The 19,785-nt window shown below is 57.1% G+C and carries 13 protein-coding genes; 8 read left to right on the forward strand and 5 right to left on the reverse strand.

Annotation, left to right across the window (positions count from 1 at the left end):
• The first annotated feature begins 230 nt into the window (after nt 1-230).
• From ubiD to Y5S_RS08130, 4 genes are all read left to right on the forward strand, one after another.
• Entirely contained in the window at nt 231-1,706 is a 1,476-nt protein-coding gene (gene ubiD, locus Y5S_RS08115; protein WP_035232082.1) for a 4-hydroxy-3-polyprenylbenzoate decarboxylase, read from the forward strand.
• A gap of 241 nt (nt 1,707-1,947) precedes the next feature.
• The gene (locus Y5S_RS08120; protein WP_052041472.1) at nt 1,948-3,309 is read left to right on the forward strand and encodes a D-arabinono-1,4-lactone oxidase; all 1,362 of its coding nucleotides are present in this window, start codon (nt 1,948-1,950) and stop codon (nt 3,307-3,309) included.
• 164 nt (nt 3,310-3,473) lie between these two features.
• Nucleotides 3,474-4,754 (forward strand): alanine racemase, encoded by a 1,281-nt coding sequence (locus tag Y5S_RS08125; protein WP_035232084.1) that lies wholly within the window; start codon nt 3,474-3,476, stop codon nt 4,752-4,754.
• Between the two features lie 155 nt (nt 4,755-4,909).
• Nucleotides 4,910-5,275 carry a YgiW/YdeI family stress tolerance OB fold protein gene (locus Y5S_RS08130; protein WP_035232085.1) on the forward strand — a complete coding sequence of 122 codons (366 nt, stop codon included), beginning with the start codon at nt 4,910-4,912 and terminating at the stop codon, nt 5,273-5,275.
• A 111-nt stretch (nt 5,276-5,386) separates the two neighbouring features.
• On the opposite strand, the gene Y5S_RS08135 is transcribed toward Y5S_RS08130, so the two are convergent.
• Together Y5S_RS08135 and Y5S_RS08140 are read right to left on the reverse strand one after the other, a co-directional pair.
• Nucleotides 5,387-5,680: a hypothetical protein gene (locus Y5S_RS08135; protein WP_035232087.1), complete on the reverse strand. Its 294-nt coding sequence runs from the start codon at nt 5,678-5,680 to the stop codon at nt 5,387-5,389.
• A gap of 244 nt (nt 5,681-5,924) precedes the next feature.
• Complete coding sequence (locus Y5S_RS08140) at nt 5,925-8,144, reverse strand: TonB-dependent receptor domain-containing protein (protein WP_231552654.1); 2,220 nt, start codon at nt 8,142-8,144, stop codon at nt 5,925-5,927.
• Between the two features lie 405 nt (nt 8,145-8,549).
• Here Y5S_RS08140 and Y5S_RS08145 point away from each other — a divergent pair, with 405 nt between their 5' ends.
• Genes Y5S_RS08145 through Y5S_RS08155 form a run of 3 tightly spaced genes read left to right on the forward strand, consistent with a single transcriptional unit; the run spans nt 8,550 to nt 12,142 of the window.
• The gene (locus tag Y5S_RS08145; protein WP_081939708.1) at nt 8,550-9,452 is read left to right on the forward strand and encodes a M24 family metallopeptidase; all 903 of its coding nucleotides are present in this window, start codon (nt 8,550-8,552) and stop codon (nt 9,450-9,452) included.
• The gene (locus Y5S_RS08150; RefSeq protein ID WP_035232091.1) at nt 9,449-11,197 is read left to right on the forward strand and encodes an SDR family oxidoreductase; all 1,749 of its coding nucleotides are present in this window, start codon (nt 9,449-9,451) and stop codon (nt 11,195-11,197) included. The genes Y5S_RS08145 and Y5S_RS08150 overlap by 4 nt, the downstream gene beginning before the upstream one ends.
• Nucleotides 11,198-11,221: 24 nt before the next feature.
• Complete coding sequence (locus Y5S_RS08155; RefSeq protein WP_035232093.1) at nt 11,222-12,142, forward strand: metal-dependent hydrolase; 921 nt, start codon at nt 11,222-11,224, stop codon at nt 12,140-12,142.
• Nucleotides 12,143-12,273: 131 nt separating this feature from the next.
• Here Y5S_RS08155 and Y5S_RS08160 read toward each other — a convergent pair whose 3' ends face one another.
• Nucleotides 12,274-13,755, reverse strand: a complete 1,482-nt coding sequence (locus Y5S_RS08160) for an amidase (protein WP_035232094.1) — start codon at nt 13,753-13,755, stop codon at nt 12,274-12,276.
• 131 nt (nt 13,756-13,886) lie between these two features.
• On the opposite strand from Y5S_RS08160, the gene Y5S_RS08165 reads away from it, so the two are divergent.
• On the forward strand, nt 13,887-14,897 hold the full coding sequence (locus tag Y5S_RS08165) for a zinc-binding alcohol dehydrogenase family protein (protein WP_035232096.1): 1,011 nt from the start codon (nt 13,887-13,889) through the stop codon (nt 14,895-14,897).
• An 82-nt stretch (nt 14,898-14,979) separates the two neighbouring features.
• On the opposite strand, the gene Y5S_RS08170 is transcribed toward Y5S_RS08165, so the two are convergent.
• Both Y5S_RS08170 and Y5S_RS08175 read right to left on the reverse strand, forming a co-directional pair.
• Entirely contained in the window at nt 14,980-16,863 is a 1,884-nt protein-coding gene (locus tag Y5S_RS08170) for a phytase (RefSeq protein ID WP_052041473.1), read from the reverse strand.
• Nucleotides 16,864-16,918: 55 nt separating this feature from the next.
• Nucleotides 16,919-19,414, reverse strand: a complete 2,496-nt coding sequence (locus tag Y5S_RS08175; RefSeq protein WP_035232099.1) for a TonB-dependent receptor — start codon at nt 19,412-19,414, stop codon at nt 16,919-16,921.
• Nucleotides 19,415-19,785: the final 371 nt, after the last annotated feature.

Here is a 19,785-nt window from a genome sequence, read left to right on the forward strand (position 1 = left end):
GAGTCTTTTGCCTTTCGAAACTCGCTTCTCGCAACTCGCTTCTTCATCCGGGCCTCAATCGCTTTCAGGCAAGTTATTCGCTTCGCTCCTCCTTCGGGGCCGCACTGCGTGCGTTACTCCGCTGCGCTACGTTCCCACAGGTGCTCCGCAGCACCCTCTACTCGCCGCTCACCCCCTTCCTGCTATACTCGCCGCACAACCTTCCGGTTAGCTGAACAACAAGGAACGCCATGAAATACCGCGACCTGCGAGACTTCATCACCCAGCTTGAGCAACGGGGCGAGCTAAAGCGCATCACTGTGCCGGTGGATCCGAATCTGGAGATGACCGAGATCTGTGATCGCACTCTGCGAGCGGGCGGGCCGGCGTTGTTGTTTGAAAACCCGGTTGGCTTCGGCACACCGGTTCTGGGCAACCTGTTCGGCACCGAGCGTCGGGTAGCGCTGGGCATGGGACGTGAGTCGCTTGAAGAGCTGCGCGAGCTGGGTGAGCTACTGGCGTTCCTGAAAGAACCGGAGCCGCCAAAAGGCTTTCGCGATGCCTGGGAAAAACTGCCGGTGTTCCGCAAGGTGCTGAGCATGTCGCCGAAGGTCTCCGGCAGCGGCCCCTGTCAGGAAAAGGTGCTGGAAGGCGACGAGGTGGATCTTTACAAACTGCCCATCCAGACATGCTGGCCTGGCGATGCCGGTCCGCTGGTCACCTGGCCACTGGTGATCACCCGTGGTCCGCACAAGGAGCGCCAAAATCTGGGCATCTACCGCCAGCAACTGATCGGCCGCAACAAACTGATCATGCGCTGGCTGAGCCATCGCGGCGGCGCACTGGATTTCCAGGAGTGGCAACAACAGCATCCCGGTGAACCCTTCCCCGTCGCCGTGGCACTGGGTGCCGACCCGGCCACCATTCTGGGTGCCGTCACCCCGGTACCGGATACCCTCAGCGAATACGCCTTCGCAGGCCTGCTGCGTGGCTCGAAAACCGAGCTGGTGAAATGCATTGGCAACGACCTGCAAGTCCCCGCCAGTGCCGAGTTCGTGCTGGAAGGCCACATCTACCCGGACGAGATGGCCGACGAGGGCCCGTTTGGCGATCACACCGGCTACTACAACGAAGTGGAACGCTTCCCGGTATTTACCGTGGAGCGCATCACTCACCGCCGCGACCCCATCTACCACAGCACCTATACCGGCCGGCCACCGGATGAACCCGCCGTGCTGGGCGTGGCCATGAATGAAATCTTCGTACCGATCCTGCGCAAGCAGTTCCCGGAAATCGTCGATTTCTACTTGCCGCCGGAAGGCTGTTCCTACCGCATGGCGGTGGTCACCATGAAGAAGCAGTACCCCGGCCATGCCAAGCGCGTGATGATGGGCGTGTGGTCGTTCCTCCGTCAGTTCATGTACACCAAGTTCGTGATTGTCTGCGACGACGATGTGAATGCCCGTGACTGGAAAGACGTGATGTGGGCCATCACCACCCGCATGGACCCGGCAAGGGATACGGTAATGGTGGAGAACACCCCCATTGACTACCTCGACTTCGCCTCTCCGGTGGCGGGCCTGGGCTCGAAGATGGGCCTGGACGCCACCAGCAAGATGCCCGGCGAAACCAGCCGCGAATGGGGCCGAGCCATCAGCATGGACAAAGCGGTGAAGGATAAGGTGGATGAAATGTGGTCCAGTCTCGGAATCGACAGTGAACAGTGAACAGTGAACAGTGAACAGTGAACAGTGAACAGTGAACAGTGAAGGCTGCCTGGGCAGCCTTCACTGTCAAGTTCTCTCAGTTTTTCTTTGTTTTTTTAACGGAGGCAGGCGCACCCAAACCCGGTCGCAAGCACCTTTATCGGAATCACCATGTCGCGCAATCGCGCAACTATTAACTGTTAACTATTCACTATTAACTGCATTTTTTGTACCATGGTGCCAAATAAGAAAAAGGTGAATCATGGCACTCCTCAGCTCCATTGATCGACGCAGTTTCCTGAAAACCCTGGCCAGCACAGGCGCCATCGGTGCGGTCGCCCCGCAGACGCTGCTGGCCGACACAGCCGAGTCAGCGCCGCTATGGCAAAACTGGTCGGGCAATCAGCAGGCCAACCCCAATCAGTTACTGTTCCCACGGGATGAGAAAACCCTGCGTGACGCCGTCACCGCCAGCACCGGCACACTGCGCGCCTTTGGCGGCAGCCATTCCTTCAGCGGCATTGTTCCCACCAATGACACCCTGATTTCCCTCGAAGCCATGGCCGGCCTGCGCGGCCAGCACGATAACCAGTTCACCTGGGGCGGGGGCACCCGGTTGGGCATGGCCAGCGCACAGGCTTACTCTCTCGGCCACAGTTTCACCAATGAGCCGGACATCAATCTCCAGTCACTGGCTGGCGCGATTGCCACCAGCACCCACGGCACGGGCAGCAACCTGACCAGTCTGTCAGGGCAGGTCGAAGCCCTGACGCTGATGCTACCCAGCGGCGACACCCTGCAACTCACCGAACAGGATGGCGACCGTTTTCTGGCTGCCTGCTGCAGCGTCGGCGCACTCGGTATCGTCACCGATATTACCTTTCGCCATGAGCCGGCCTATCGCCTCAAGGAACATACCTGGACGCTACCTTTGCGCGAAGCAATGGATTTTGTCGAAAAGGAAAAAGACAACTTCCGGCATATCGAGTTTTTCGCCTTCCCACTGGGCAATCAGGCCATCGTCAAAACCATGGAAATCACTGACGATCCCCAGGACAGCCCTCCCCGCGAGGATGACAACGAGTTACTGGAAACCATCTGCAAGGTAGCCATGCATGCAGGCTGGTTGACTCCCTCCCTGCAGAAACTGGTCACCCTGTTTGTGGAAGACAGCACTTTTGTGGGCGACTCTCCCACCGTGTATGGCAACCGCCGCACGGTGCGCTTCAATGAAATGGAGTACACCGTAGCAGCCGAAGATGGCATGGCCTGTCTGGAAGAAGTCTGCGACACCTTACGCAAACAAGACATCAATGTGTTCTTCCCCATCGAGTTTCGCTATGTGGGCCGCGATGACCGGCTGCTCTCCATGTTCCACGAACGTGACGGCGCCAGCCTGTCCATCCACCAGTATTTCGCCCAGGATTATCAAAAGGTGTTCGCACCGGTGGAACCGATCCTGAATCGTTATTCCGGCCGTCCGCACTGGGGCAAGCTGCATAGTCTTGGCCGACAGCAACTGGCCGAACTCTATCCAGCCTTTGACCGCTTCCAGAGCGTGCGCCGGGAACTGGATCCACAGGGCAGGATGCTCAATCCGCATTTGATGCGTTTGTTTGCGTGACGATGGTCAACGCCATGGCGGACATTGAAGCGTAGCGCAGAACAGCCGTAGGCTGGCCCGGAGGGGGTGAGCGCAGCGAGTCATTTCCACCCTACGAATAGCTCCGCTAACCACAAGGTAAAATGGTGATCGGTCCATCACCTCAAACAAGACAGGGGTAAGCAATGAATCGCCGTGGATTTCTGATTGGATTGGGTGCCATTGCAGCGGGCGGCTGGCTATTGCGCCCGGATAATCAGGGCGCTCCCCACGCAGCCTACTTCCAGACCATCAACGACAACCTGAAAAAAGAAGGCCCGGGCCGCCCTCTGATGCTGGTCGACAGGCAGCGCCTGAAAGCCAACTGTCAGACCCTGATGGGCATGATCCCGGAACACTGCGACTTTCGCATCGTGGCCAAATCCCTGCCCAGTATCCCCCTGATTCAAGACGTCATGGCCCACACCGACAGTCAGCGCGTCATGGTGTTCCACCAGCCGTTCATGACCGCCCTTGCCGACGCCGAACCTGGCTGCGACATGCTGCTTGGCAAGCCCATGCCGATTCAGGCTGCTCGACAATTTTACCGGGAACTGGATAGCGACAACGCCTTTGATCCCGACCAGCAATTACAGTGGCTAATCGACAGCCTGCCCCGCCTTCGCCAATATTTGGCACTGGCCCGCGAGCTGAATCGTCCCATGCGAATCAATGTGGAAATTGATGTTGGCCTGCACCGTGGCGGACTCACCTCTCCCACACAACTGGATGCCATGCTGGAGCTGATCCACGCCAATCCGAACCACCTCAGCTTCAGCGGTTTCATGGGCTACGATGCCCATGTTGGCAAGCTGCCCGGCTTTATCCAAAGTGCCGACGCAGGCCATCGGGAAACCGAAGCGGTTTACCAGTCTTTTATTGATCATCTGTATCAGCAAGCGCCCCGGTACCGGAAGCAGCCTCTCTGCTTTAACGGCGCAGGCAGCCCCACTATTGCTCTGTATGACGACACCTCTGTGGTCAACGAATTAAGCGCGGGGTCCTGCCTGGTAAAAGCCACTGATTTCGACCTGCCACTGCTGGCAGACTTTCAGCCCGCCGTCTTCATTGCGGCCCCCGTCATCAAGACCATGGACGGCCTGAACCTGCCTGGCCCGATTCCACTCGGTGATGCCTGGCAACGCTGGGACCCGAATCGCCAACGCACCTACTTCATCTATGGTGGCTACTGGAAAGCCGATCCTGTTTCACCCGCCGGCATCCGTGCCAATTCCGTGTATGGTGCCAGCAGCAATCAGATGATGTTCAATGGCAGCCCCGATACAGCCCTGACCCCGGACGACCAACTCTTTTTCCGTCCCACCCAAAGCGAGTTTGTGATGCTGCAATTGGGTGATATCGCGGTGTGGGAGCATCAGACAATCAGCCAGTGGTGGCCACCGTTACCCCAGGGACGCGGAGCCTGAGGAGGCTCCCCTCACGAAATACATAACCACATCCGGTTCTCGACACAAACCCGGTGGTCACCACCGGGACTTTAACCCGCCTTTTACAACCCGCAGGAACATCCCGCCGCCACACGCCACTAACTCCATGAGACATCAACCAAGGAGGATGACTCATGAAGAAAATTATCTTCGCATCTATTCTGATCAGTGCCGCCGCAACCGTCAGCGCCGGTGACGTTATTGACAGTGACAGCGCCGCCATTAATCAGGGCATCCGGGAAGGCACCCAGGTGCGTATGGAAGGCGAGATTGTTCAGTCGTTAGGTGATGAACGCTATCTGTTGCGCGACCGCAAAGGGCAGATAGAAATCGAGCTGGACGACAAACTCACTGCCGACCGTCCGCTCAAGTCTGGTACTCAGGTGAGTTTCACTGGAGAAGTGGAACATGATGATGGTCGCAGCGTTGTCGAGGTGGACAAAATCCGCTCCATTAAAGGCGCGGTGGGCACCTCCAGCACCTCCATCATCAGTAACTGATATCCACCAAAAAGGCATGGCAGCTTTCCCTGCCATGCCCCGCCAATCCGGCTCATACCATCCCGTCCCAAGGGCGACCACTGCCGAATTAAAGATTTGTACCTCTAATCCTCATTCTAACGAATTGGAGACAAAATCATAAATCAGCAGCAAGTCTACAAAAACAACAAGAAGAGCTGGAATCATGTACAGAAAAAAATATTTCCATATCATACAGGTGCCATCTAAAACTTCTGAAAAACCATAGCGATGAGGCACGATAAAGGCATACAGAGAAAAGCATATAACCCCGGCAATATTTCCGTAGACATAGAAGTTCAAAACAATCAGAGAGGCAATGTACGCTCCTCCAACCATCAGAAACTGCGCCAAAATTTCTTTTCTTTTATCGCGCTGTTCTTTCATCACAGGAACCCATCACACGAACACTGACAAGCTGCTTTTCATTGCATAATATTCACAAAGACATTCATTGGTGGCTCACCAACTTCCCCATAATTAAATTTATTCATTCCCTCGAAGTTAGCAGGCGAAGGACGCTACCAACCTGCGGAACGGCGCCGACCAGATAGAACGCCCACACTCAAGCAATTCTAATAATAAAGGCCGTCGACAGCGTTGACGGCCTTTATGAAACCACACCAGGGTTTTAGAAGTTTGCCTGCAAGCCAACCCAGAAATTACGGCGAGCGTCCTTATTGTTGTAGTCGTCGTAGTACACCGCATCAAAGCCACCGGAACCGTTGTCTTCGAAGGCCACATCGTAGGTGGTGAAGTCTTCATCCAGCAGGTTGTTGATGCGCGCGTTCAGGCTGACAGATTCGTTCAGCTGAACACGAGCCCCCAGGTGGTAAATCTCATAGTCTTTCCAGTACTCACCACCAGTTGCATCGGTGTTCAGCCCGCTGCGTCCGAAGCCTCGGAAACGGTCATGACGGCCTTCCACGGTCAGGAACATGCCGAACTTCTGAGTAGCTTGCCAATCCAGAGTACCGTTGAACATATGGCGGGCGCTGCCGGTAAGCGGGTAGCCTTTGCCTTCGCCACTCTTCACCTCACTATCGATGTAAGTGTAGTTGGCTCGCAGGGACCAACGCTGGGAGATCTGGTAACGACCCGCAAACTCAGCCCCGCTGATAACGGCCTTGTCCACGTTCACCGGCTGAGTCACCAGCCCACCAAGGGAGTCATATTGCCCAAGGTCCACACAGGGAGTCTGGCCACCGGTGGCAGAACACAGCTCACTGTCCTGACGGACAATCTTGTCCTTAAAGTCATTCTGGAACACGGTGACGTTGGCGCTATGGCGATTCGGGCTTTCCCAGTACAGAGCAAGCTCTGAGTTCACACTGGTTTCCGGCTCCAGATCCGGGTTACCCACCCAGGGGCGGGTGCCCTGACCGCCGAAGCCGGTAATGCCGTTATAGAGATCCGTGGTCTTTGGGGTCTTGTAGCCAGTACTAACGCCCCCTTTCACGGTCCATGCAGGATTCAGGGTATAGACACCGTACAAACGCGGGCTAACCTGATCACCAAAGGTTTCGTGGTTGTCGTAACGCACACCGGTAGTGAGGGTGAACGGATCCACAATGGTCCAGTTGTCTTCCGCATACAAAGCCCAGAAGTTGTTCTCGGATACTTCTCCCGGGTTACCGTCTTCAAGACCGAAGATGCCATCTTCCAATTCACCACGCAGCACCTGGGTACCCACCACCACAAAGTGCTGGTCATTGATGGGCAGGTCCAGTTTTCCATCCAGGCGCAGTTCATTGCTTTCCAGCTTGCGCTGGGCACGGGGCAGGAAAGTTGCACTCAGTACATCCAGACAGGCATCACTGCCAGCATCGGCTACACAGTCAGCGTTGTTGGCGATAATGTCATCGTACTGCTGGCGCTCTGCAGCAGTCAGTGGCATGGTGCGACCATCATTGTTGGTGGCCAGATAGGTCAGGGACACATTACTGAAACCGAAGCCCCACTCTCCCTCATGGGTCAGAGCAATCTGCTCACGAGTGAATTCCTGATCTTCCGCATAACCAGCTCGAGGCAGACGCTCCGGGCTGTCGTGGGTACCCAGCTGACTTTCGGAGTTGTCGTAAGTCTGCACGGAGTCATCGTAATCCAGCGAGATACGCTGGTTGTCGGTGGGATTCCAGCGCAGCGTAAAGCCCAGTGCCGCGTCCTCGTTATCCACGGTTCTGCCACCGCCACCAAAGCCAAGCTCTCGCTCCTGAACAACGCCATTGGGATCGGTGACCGGGTCGTACTCAGGGTTGGAGGCATCCTGACTATAAAGGCTGCCCCGCAGGGCAAGACCAAACTGCTTGCCCAACGGGCCGGATACGGAGAAATCAGTGGTAGAAGAATCACCGTACTGGTCGTATTCCTGGATAGTACGGCTCACATTGATGCTACCGCCCCACTGGTCGTACTGCTTCTTGGTGATGATGTTGATCACCCCGCCCATGGCATCGGCACCATAGAGGGTGGATGCCGGACCGCGAATCACCTCAATACGCTCGATAGCTTCCAGTGGCGGAATATGATTGAACTGATTACCGCCGAAGTTGTTCGGGTAGATATCACCATGGTTATTCTGGCGGCGGCCATCAATCAGGATCAGGGTGTAGTCTGCGCCCATGCCACGCATGGAGATACCTGATTGGCCGGTCTTGTCACGGGTCTCCCCCACATCCACCCCTTCCAGGTCACGGACCGCATCCACCACGGAGGTGAATGGTCGGCTATGCAGCTCTTCCTGACTGATCACCGAGATACTGGCCGGAGCATCCGTAATTTTCTGCTCATAACCCGCCGCGGATACCACTTTCACGGCATCCAGCTCATGGGCTTCATCAGCCAGAGCCACGCTAGTTGCGGATAGTGTCAACGCGGTAAATAAACAAGAACGAGAAGCTGGTACCCGGATAAAACTCATTGGAATCCCCCACTGTGTCCTACAAGACAGACGACGAAGGGGCGGAATCTTGCCGTTATTGAGAATCAATATCAAACAATAACCAATATCAAACACGTAAATTTTGTAAGCAGCGCAGTATCCAGGGATACCCGTGATCAACCCGGAAGTCGCCATTCTCTCTGTGATCGACCGCTGCATGCGCCAGTCACCTCAACCGGGCTTCTCTTTCTTCCTTCTTTATCCCTATTGGCCCTAATTCCCGACCGTTCAGTCATCACGGCTATTCGACTCGTTGATATTTACATTAGCCACTGTTACATTCGCTGAACTTGACGATGTCCAGATAGGTCAGACATGCCCATTCTCAATCCCGCCGCCATGCCCGAACAGCGTGGTTACATCCCCACCAGCGAAGAGCTGGAAGGATTCCGTGCCGCCCAGAAACTGGCCTATGCTGCCGCTGAAGCAGTGGCTGCCGAGCTAAAGCCAGGCATGACCGAGAAGCAGGCCGCAGCCCTGCAGGAAACCTGGCTGCGCGATCACGGCGTGAATGACTGGCTGCATGCCCCCTTTGCCTGGTTCGGTGATCGCACCGCCTTTCAGGGCTTTAAGGTAGCGGTGCAGTTCCTGCCTACCAATCGCCGGCTGGAAGAGAATATGCCTTTTATTCTCGATAACGCCCCGGTGCTGAATGGCTTCACTGCCGATATTGGTTACGCCGGTGTGCTCGGTGAAAACCCGATCCTCGACCGCATCCTCGATGACCTGGCGCCACAGCGCGCCATGATTCTTGAGCTGATCCGCCAGGGCCGCGCCATGAATGATGTGTCCAAGGCAGTGGACAAGCTGATCCTGATGCAGGGCTTCGAGCCCCGCCACAAGGCCTACCCCTTCGAAGTACTGGCCCACCAGGTCACCCGCCAGGCTCCGCGCGACAAACCACGCCGCACCATGCCCTTCAAGTTTGGTCTGGATTTCCTCTCCACCCTCGGCCAGGTGGCGCTCGTCGCCAGAAAACAAGGCTGGTCGCCGCTGTGGAATTCCGGCGAAGGCTCCAACCATGCGCCGGTACCGGGTCTGTGGGCGGTGGAGCCGCACCTGGGTTTCCGTGGCGTGGGCGCCAAATTCGAAGAATTGCTGGTGATTACTGAAGACGATGCCTACTGGCTGGACGACGACGTCCCCCATGTGAAGCGCTGGAAAGCGCGCGGCCTGTGGCCCGTCAAGGATGTACCGCTGCTGGGAGAGCCCGCATGAACATGTCTACCGTAAACAGTGCCGGGGTCGACCTGCAGGTCTTCACCTACGGTGATGAGAAGAAGCAACCCATCGTGCTGGTGCACGGCTACCCGGACAATCACAGCGTGTGGGAGCCAGTCGCCAAGCTGCTGGCTGACAAATACTTCGTCATCACCTATGACGTACGCGGTGCCGGCGGCTCCGATGTACCCAGGAAACAGGCGGATTTCCGCATGGCACTGCTCTCTGCAGACTTGAAAGCCGTGGTGGAATCCTGCATCGGTGAACGCGCTTTCCACCTGGTGGGCCACGATTGGGGCTCCATCCAGAGCTGGGAATCGGTTACCGCTGACGGCCCGCTCAAGCAACGCATTCTTTCCTACACGACTATTTCTGGCCCCTGCCTGGACCATATGGGTTACTGGCTGCGCAAGCGCACCCTGAACCTGTCCGCTTCGGCCAAAGCCAAGGTGTTCAAGCAGGCGCTCAGCTCCTGGTACATCGGCTTTTTCCATCTGCCGGTACTGGCTCCCAGCGCCTGGCAAGGCGGCCTGGACAAACTGTGGCCCAAGTACCTCAAGCATCGCGAGCAAGTCGAAGAGCCAGAAGCGAATCCCACTCAGGGCAAAGATGGCAAACACGGCGTACAACTCTACCGTGCCAACTTCCGCAACAAGCTGATCAACCCGGAGGAGCGTCACGCCGCCTGCCCGGTACAGTTGATCGTACCCACCCGTGACAACTACGTGGGCACCCAGCTGTTTGAAGATCTGCACTACTGGGTGGATGAACTGTATCGCCGCGACATCAATGCCAACCACTGGGTGCCGCTGAGTCACCCGGAAAAGATCGCGGCCTGGATCGAGGAATTTGTCAGCGGCGTGGACAAGGGCAAGATGAGCGGCGCCCTGCAACACGCACGGGTACGCCCGGAACGTCGCAAGCTGCCCCTTTACGGCAAGACGGCTGTCATCACCGGCGCAGGTTCCGGTATTGGCCGCGCGACTGCCTTCAAGCTGGCGGAAGCCGGTGCCGACCTGGTGTGCGTGGACATCAACGACGAAGCCGCTGAACGCACTGCCGAACTGAGCCGCCTGCTCGGTGCCAGCGCCTGGTCACGCAAGGTGGACGTGGGCTCCGCCCAGGCCATGCAGCGTCTGGCCAAATGGGTGGAGAAAGAGCTCGGCGGTGCCGATATCGTCATCAACAACGCAGGCATCGGCATGGCCGGTGGCGTGCTCGACACCTCTACCCAGGACTGGGACCGCATCCTCAAGGTCAACCTGTGGGGTGTGATCCACGGCTCGCGACTGTTTGCCCAACAGATGGTGGACGCTCACCGTTCCGGCCACATCATCAATGTAGCCAGCGCCGCCGCCTTCGCCCCCAACCGCAAGCTGGCCGCCTACTCCACCAGCAAGGCCGCGGTGTACATGCTCAGCGAATGTTTGCGCGGTGAACTGGCGGATCAGGATATCGGTGTCACCGCCATCTGCCCCGGTTTCGTGGCCACCGGCATTGCCAGCAACACGGTTTACACCGGCATGAGTGATGAAGAACAGGCAGCCAAACGTGCCAAGGCCGATGCCTTGTACCAGCGCCGCAACTTCTCACCAGACGAAGTGGCCGAAGCCATTCTCAAGGCTGTGCTCACCAACCCGGCGCTGTCGCTGGTAGGTGCCGAGGCCTGGACCACTCGTCTACTCAGCCGTTTCGCCCCGGCGCTGTCGCGTCGTGTGGCTCGTATCGACATTACCCCTTAAGCACTCTTGATGGAGAACAACACCATGAACGCACCCGTGCGCCATCAATTGAAAGCCCGTCGTGTCCAGTTTGAATTCGACGAGACGCCACTGCACTGGCTCAAGGACGACCCGTTTTCTACCCATGTCATCAATGGCATTCACCTGCTGTTGCCAGAAGGTGAACTGTGGTTCTGTCGGGTATACAACCAGGCGCTGCCTTATGTCACCGACGATCAGCTACGCGCCGACGTGGAAGGCTTTATCCGCCAGGAGGCGGTGCATTCCCGTCAACACAGCAAGGCGCAGCTCTACCTGACCCGTCATGGTCTCGACTACGACGAGTTCCTCAATAAGGTGAACTGGCTGTTCAAGGATTTCCTTGGGGATGACACCCCGTTCGGCAGCAAATGGCTGAAGCCTGTAGTGCCGGAGAAATTCTGGCTGGTGCTCCGTGTTGGTGTGATTGCCGCCATCGAACATTTCACCGGCGTGCTCGGCCAATGGGCCATGGACAACGAAAGCTGGGAAGCCAATGGTGATCCCGCCATGGTGGATCTGTTCAAATGGCACCTGGCCGAGGAAGTGGAACATCGCACCGTGGCCTACGACCTGTTCGAACACCTGTGCAAGACCCAGCTGGGGTTCTATGTGAGCCGCCAGGCACTGATGGCCATCGTGTTCCCGCTGTTCATCTATTTCATTACTGAGGGGGCTCGCTCCCTGGCGGGCCAGGATCCGGATCCGGAAATTCGCAAGATTCGCAGAACGATGATCCCGCGTCTGCTGTGGGAACTACAACGGGTCGGTGAGAAAACCGAAAACGTGCCCACCTTCAGCTTCCTGGTGAAGGCCACCGCACGCTGGGTCAGCCCTCGGTTCCACCCCATCCATGAAGGGGATACGCAACAGGCGCTGGATTATCTGGCACGCTCTCCGGCAGCCAGGGCAGCAGCAATGGTGTAATGCTGTAAAAAGCGACGTAACCACAGAGGGCACAGAGGCCACTGAGAAAAAGCCTTCCTCAGTGATCTCTGTGCCCTCTGTGGTAAACCGTCTTTTGTTTTTACGTGTTGCGTGTCAGCGCGGCCGCCCCTTCACATCGGCACCCGATCAAACCAGGGTTGAGCCTGCTCCAGCTGTGCAGCCAGAGCCAACAGCTTGCCTTCATCACCATGACCACCCACAAACTGGGAACCCAGCGGCAGTCCCGCCTCTGTCCAGTGCAGCGGCACCGACATGGCTGGCACACCGGTGACATTGGCGAACTGGGTGAAGGGCATGTACTTGAAGTTCTCCATAGCCATGTCTTCAATCAGACCCGTCTTCATCAGCAGTTTCTCTGCGCCAACCTTAAGCACCACTCTCAGCGCCGCTTGCTGAAGTGACGGCGTTGCCATCGCCCCCACTTTGGCCGGTGGCAGCGCCAACGTCGGCGTCAACCAGAAGTCATAGCGCTCCAAAAACTGGTCCAGCGCGATCATATAGAGCTGCCAGCGACTCTGACACTTCACGTACTCGCTGGCTGGCGTGGCACGACCGAACGCGGCGATCCCCAGCGTATCCAGTTCAAAGCCCTCATCGCCGCAACCGGTCAACGCTTTCACTTCGTCCACTTCCGCTGCGCATTGCCCGAACCACACGGTGAGCCAGTCCATACACATCTGCTTGGCGTCCATCTGCGGCTCGGCCTCTTCTACCTCATGGCCAAGATCGCGCAGCAATGCCACCGTTTTTTCCACCGCTTTCACTGCTTCAGCGTCCACCTCCGTACCCAGAGGAGAGCGCGTAGAAAAACCAATACGCAAACGTCCCGGAGGGTTGGCCGCTGCTTGCGCATAAGGTTGTGGCGGCGGAGCAATATGGAACAGACTGCCGCGCTCATCCCCTTGGGCGATATCCAGCAGCAAGGCACTGTCACGGACGGAACGGGTTAAAACATGATTCACGGCAATGCCGTGCATGGCCTCGGTGAAAGTCGGCCCCCAGGGAGTACGACCACGCCCCGGCTTCAGCCCGAACAGCCCACAACAGGCGGCCGGAATCCGAATGCTGCCGCCACCATCATTGGCTCCAGCTACCGGCACCACACCCGCCGCCACCATGGCCGCCGAGCCCCCGGAGGAGCCCCCGGTGGTATGGGCTGTATTCCAGGGATTGCGCGATGGGCCGTAAGAATCCGGCTCGGTGATTCCCTTGGCGCCAAACTCTGGCGTATTGGTTCTGCCGAACGGCACAAGGCCTGCCTGCTTCCAGCGCGCCACCAGAGTGGAATCCTGCTCGGCACGGATATCGTGCTTCTTGCGTGCCTTGTTGCCTCGGTAATCCGGCTCACCAGCGATTTCCTGGAACAGATCCTTCACCAGCATGGGCACCCCTGCCAGCGGACCTTCCAGCGAAGACCCGGCTCGCTGACGGGCCTTTTCGTAGAGCGGGATGATCATCCCGTTCAGCTCAGGATTAACCGCCTCGGCACGATGGATCGCAATCTCCAGCAACTCAGAGGCCTGCACCTCGCCCTTGCGAATCAGCTCCGCCAGACCGATGGCATCATACTTTCTGTATTCTTCGAAGTTCATGAATTCTCCTGCTCTCCCAACGCTGCCAAAGGTCGCACGGCAGCAGCACCAATACTGTGGCATAGTCTGCGATGCAACATGCGCCAATACTTGTGTGTTTCGGTTACCACAGTCAAAAAATGAGGCAGGAAATGAGAGCTATCGGATTCAATCAGCCCCGCGCCATCGACGACGTACATGCCCTTGAGGACATCCAGCTCGACCTGCCTTCCCCCGGCCCACGGGACCTGTTGGTTGCCGTTCAGGCCGTTTCCGTCAATCCCATTGATACCAAACTTCGCCAGCGCCCGCTGGATCAACCCGGTTACCGGGTACTGGGCTTTGATGCCGCCGGGGTGGTGGAAGCGGTAGGCAGTGAAGTCAGCGGATTTCAAAAGGGTGACCGGGTCTGGTATGCCGGCGCAGTACAACGCCAGGGCAGCAATGCAGAACATCAATGCGTGGATGAACGCCTGGTAGCTCACAAGCCCAATAGCCTTGGTATGCAGGAAGCCGCCGCCTTGCCACTGACCGCCCTCACGGCCTGGGAGGCACTGGAGGATCAACTGGGTTTCCATCCCGGAGAATGCGAAGGCAAAACCCTGCTGGTAATAGGCGGCGCCGGCGGGGTGGGCTCCATCGCCATTCAGCTGGCCGCCAAACACTTTGGTCTTCGCGTAATCGCCACCGCTGGCCGCGACACTTCAGCCAACTGGTGTGAAGCCATGGGCGCCCATGCACTGGTGGATTACCGCGAACCCATTGCTCCACAATTGGAAACACTGGGTGTCCCCCAGATAGACGGCATCTTTATTACCCAGAATCTGGATGACTACTGGCAAACCGCCTGCCAGGTGATTGCCCCTCTGGGTGGCATCTGCGCCATCGTCGATGCCCGTGGCCCGCTGGATCTGAATCCGCTGAAACCGAAAAGTGCCCGCTTTAGCTGGGAGTTCATGTTCACCCGCGCCATGTTCGCGCAGGACATGCAGCGCCAGGGCGACATCCTCGCACAACTGAGCAAGCTGGTAGATACCGGCACCATCCAGACCACACTCAGCGAAGGCATGGGCGCGATCAACGCCGACAATCTCAAGGCCGCGCATAAGCGGTTGGAGGAAGGCAGCACCATTGGCAAGCTGGTGCTAGCGGGTTGGGAATAAAAGCAGTGACGAGATTCGAGTAACGAGTTTCGAAAGTCAGAAACACCGACAATTCCGAATCTCGTTACTCGTTACTCGTTACTCAGGGATTTTCGAGGACAGCCTCTACATCTTTCCACGCCACAATCTTGTAGTTCTGTGGCGCGTCCGGGAGGCGGTTGCGGCCGTCCTGGACCACCAACAGACCTCGGCTGTAGTCTCCACCCAGATCCACTGAGGTGACGTCCAATCCATCGGTCTCCGAGGCGCCATCGATGCCAGCGGCGGCATTCATGCCGATGCGGAATTTGCCTACCACGTCATGGGGATCATCGGCCTCGAGAACGACATAGCTGTCGTCGCCCTGACTGGATACCACCAGCCAGTTTTTGCCATCACGCTGGTAGAGCGCCATCCCTTCGATGTCATCCACCAGCACCTCACCGGCGGCCATCACTTCGGTGGCGCTTGCAGGTTGATCAGCACCGGCAGCAAACAGCCACACCGCCCGATCCTCTTCGCCAACAAACAGCCGCTGATCTTGCTCGTCGGCCACACACCCTTCCGGTTGGCTCGTGACCTGGAGCGTGCGCACCCGCTCACCGGTGACGCTGTCGCCCCCCGTCAGCAACCACTGCTCGATGAGGCCACTCTTGTCGTTGGCAAAGGCATACAGCCCCTTGTCATCCTGATACAGACAGATGCCGTAGATTTCCTTCATTTCTGTGAAGATCTGGCCGGCCTCCTGAACCTGACCACTCTGCGGATCGATCAGAAAAACATGCAGGCTGTTGTTGTCACGGTTAGAGGCAACGGCCACATCCCAACGTTGGCCAGCCACCGTGAGACCATATCGAAGATCCACATTGTTGAGGCGTCCCACTTCCAGAAACTGACGGGTCCTGCCATCCAGATCATAGACGTACAACCCCGCTTTTTTGTCCGTACCGAGCACGCGGCTGTGTGCCGGTGCGTTACGGTTTACCCAGATGGCGGGGTCATCGGCCGCATCACCAAAGCGCTCCACGCTGTCTGTTTGTGCTGACGGCAATACCACCGGGATCACAACGGACGCCTGCGCTTCTGCCCCCCAGGAAACCGTTGTGCTGACTACGCCAGCATTGCCATCATCCACCGCAAACAACACCAGTCCCGCATCAGAGACACTGGCTGCCAAGGTTTCCGGCTCTTCCAGATCCGGCACAGTCATCCGCCGCTGCAAGGTGCCATCCGCCAGGTACAGATTGACTGCTGCCGCCTCCTTATCCACCAACGCAACACCGCCGGGCAAGGTGATGACAGCGCTGGCGTTTTCGGCGATGTGGCCGTGGGGCGCAAGTCGATCCAGCAATTTCCGCTCAGCATCCTTTTCGGGATTGGCGTTATAGCGCCACAAACCGATAGACTCTTCAGCCACATACAGCGTTCCGTTGCTGTCATCCGCAGCGCAACTTTCCGCTCCCGGTGGCAGAACCAGATGACGAACAGGCAGGGCCTTGTCCGCCGCGCCCAACAACCATTGGTCAGCCCCTCCCCGCTCATCCAGCACGAAGACGGAGAGCAATGACTGATGATCACGGTAAAGACAGAAACCGCTGATTTCATAATCCGGTGCTGACATGCGCTGAATTTCCTGGACACGGTTTCCGTCCAGCGCAAACAACACGGCCTGGTTACTGTCACGATCCACGCTCACCAGATGGATCTGGCCAGCACTATCAACACGACCTTCCAGTCCTTCAAAATTACCGGACTGTAGCACCTGGTCACCGAGAGTCAGATCACCGTTCGCATTGACGGTAAAGATCTGCTGGTGATGAACCCACATACCCAACGGGTTACCGATGCGGGTTTCCTTGCTCCATGGCAAGTTAGAGGCCGGCATGACCGCCTCGCTGTTTTCCGCCTTTTCTCCCTGACAGCCACTCAGCGCCAGCAGCAGCGCGGTCAGGCCAGACAGTGTATAAATCATTCTCTTGTTACGCATTTGATCATTCCTTCAGACAAAAAAGAGCCGGGGGCATGCCCACCGGCCAGCCTGATTAAAGATTTTTCAGGGACAGACCCAACTTGAAGGTGGGACCGTACTCCTCGTACTGGGCGTTGAACTTTTCCTTTCCGGTGTAGGCATAGAACGGTTCATCATTGATGTTGATCGCCTCAAAGGTGAGCTGCAGATCTTCGGTCAGGAAATAATGGCCGTTGAAATCCAGCTGCACATGATCGTCGGTGTAAATGTCATAGCGCTTGTCCAGCGGATCGCTCACTTCCTGCAGGAATTTGCCCGTGTAGTTGGCCGCCAGACGCAGGCTGAGTCGCTTGTCTTCGTAGCCAAACATCAGGTTACCGGTTACATCGGACTGGCTAGGCAAGGCGATGTCCCGAGTCACGGTAACGCCGGTATCCTCATCAAAGGCATCAATCTCTGCAGTGGCATCCACAAAGGTGGCATTGGCACCCATCAGCAGGCCATTGAACGGCGCCGGCAGGCTGCTGAACTGCTTGGAGTAAGCCAGTTCAAGGCCATACAGGCTGGCATCGTTGCCGTTTTCGAAGGTTTCCGCATCACTGAAGAGCTCAAAGCCGGGGCTACCCCCCTTGTCGGTAAGGTAGGCAAAGTTCTTGATGTCTTTGTAGAACGCAAATGCCGACACCACACCGGCATGGCCCATGTAATGCTCAATGCCCAAATCCAGATTATTTGATTCCAGTGATTTCAGTTCCGGGTTACCAAAGCTGGCTTCATCGCCATCAATCTCAAAACCCGGAGACAGCTGTTCAAAGGTGGGACGCACCACACTGCGGGTGACAGCAGCACGCACCAGGGTGTCATTGGTGAGCTGATAACGGAGGTGCAACGCCGGTAGCCAGTGATCCTCGTCTTCTTCGAAATGGCTGGCCGTGATGGTGCCGTTGTCGTCGCCAAATCCATCCGCTTCGAAATCCAGCTTTTCATAACGCACACCGGCAAGAATACGCAGCTGCTGAATGTCCACCGTCCCCATCAGGTAAGCGGCCTGACGATCTTCAGACATCTCGAAGTCCTCGATGGCAGAATCCACATCTTCCAGTGTGCCAGCTCCGGCCACCAGCGGATTGATCCTGTCGGCATCAATCCCCGAGCCAAAGTTACCCAGCTGGTAATCCACATCGGTGGCAAAATCAGTGAGTACCCCGTCAGGCTCGTAGGTCCACACATTCACGTCACTGTCCTTGTCACGCTGGCTGGCCTTGCCGCCAAACTTGATAGAGGCAGGGTTTCCGTTCCAGTACATATCGCGGGTGAAGTCCAGCGCTATATCCACTTGCTCGTCAGTGGTCTTGCCTTCGGTCACTTCAATCCCGTCCAGCTCGTAATTGCTGTCGTCGTAGAAACCGGAGGGATACAGCGCCGAAGGCTTGCGGGTTCCCGTATAGCCTGCGTCAGTGAAATCACCGACAAAAACGGTGCTATCCGCATGGCGTGGCTCTTCTTCCTGCACTGTGCTGTAACCAACACGGAAATCTGTGGTCCAGTCACCGGATAAATGCTGACCACCGAGCACGAAGGAAGAAATATCCTGGGTTTCTTCCCTGTCTTTCAGCTCTTTCTCGACCTCCGCGATACCGGTCTGCCCAGGCTGTTGTGCCGCATCGAACGAGAAGATATTAGCCTGACGAATTTCCTCATCACGGAACTCGCTGTGTAGAGTTCGCAGGTAAAGGCTGGTGTCATCACTGAGCAGATAGTCAAAGTTCAGTGCAACGCCAAGCCGTTCACGGGTAATCATGTAATCCCGTTGCTCGAACTCTTCCAGTGCATTGTTATCATCAAAATCCCAGGCACCTCCGGTTTCGACATTGTCGGAACCGAAATCCCTCTCCCCCCAGCTGATGGCACCGGCCACCCCAAAGTTGTTGGCCCCTTCCCCAAGGGAAAACTGGTTACTGGCGGCCACCGCCAGTTCAGGACTGGTCTGGTCCGTGTGTTCGTCATAACTTGCCGCACCACTGACGGAATAGAACAAGCCATCACGATCAAAGGCGGACAGCGTCTTCACTTCCACCGTCCCGCCCAGGGAATTTCCGTCCATGTCCGGCGTCAGTGTCTTCACCACGGTGAGAGATTCCAGCAGATCCGCCGGAATCACATCCAGCGCCACGGCACGGCGCCCAGCCTCCGGAGCGGGCACCTGAATACCGTTGACCGTCACCGCATTCAAGTCAGGGGCGACACCGCGAACACGAACAAAGCGTCCCTCGCCCTGATCGCGCTCGATGGAGACGCCCGGCATACGCTGCAGGGATTCAGAGACGTTATTGTCAGGAAAATCGCCAATATCATCAGCGCGGGTGGTGGTTTCGATATTGTCCGCTTCCCTTTGTTCGGTTAGCGCACGGTTGGTACTGGCCGCCTGGCCGATCACGCGAACCGTTTCCAGCTCATTGCTTGTTTCAGCCGGAGAGTCTTCGGCTTGCACCTGACTACAGGCCAGCGCCACGGCAGTCGCCAGCAACGTGCGCGAAAAAGGCGGAATCAATCGTTTGGTCATGGACATGGTATCCCCCGGGCAATGCCCTGATGTATTGGCAATGCCGGCACCCTAGGCATGGGCCATGTCAGTTCTGTTACAGGGCTTGGGTGAAAGTGTCTTTTCAGCGGTACTTTTCCGGGTTATGAGCCGAGAGAACCCCAGGAGAGAAATCCAGTCGGACGTCTGACATCGGAGGTCTGATGCCCAAAGCCCAAACCTCACAGGTTTTACGGTCTTCAAACGTCCGACGTCAGACGTCCGACTCAAGATTTTTTCTTATCTCTCCTGAGCCAATCGCACCCCCCTTCTGAAAAAGTGACCAGGCATACCAATCCCAGCCAACGTCATCAAACTGACACCCTCTTGATGTAAAGCTGCAGCCAACCGGGAGGAGA

Origin of the sequence: Alcanivorax nanhaiticus (genome assembly GCF_000756665.1) — a bacterium.
Taxonomy (GTDB): domain Bacteria; phylum Pseudomonadota; class Gammaproteobacteria; order Pseudomonadales; family Alcanivoracaceae; genus Alcanivorax; species Alcanivorax nanhaiticus.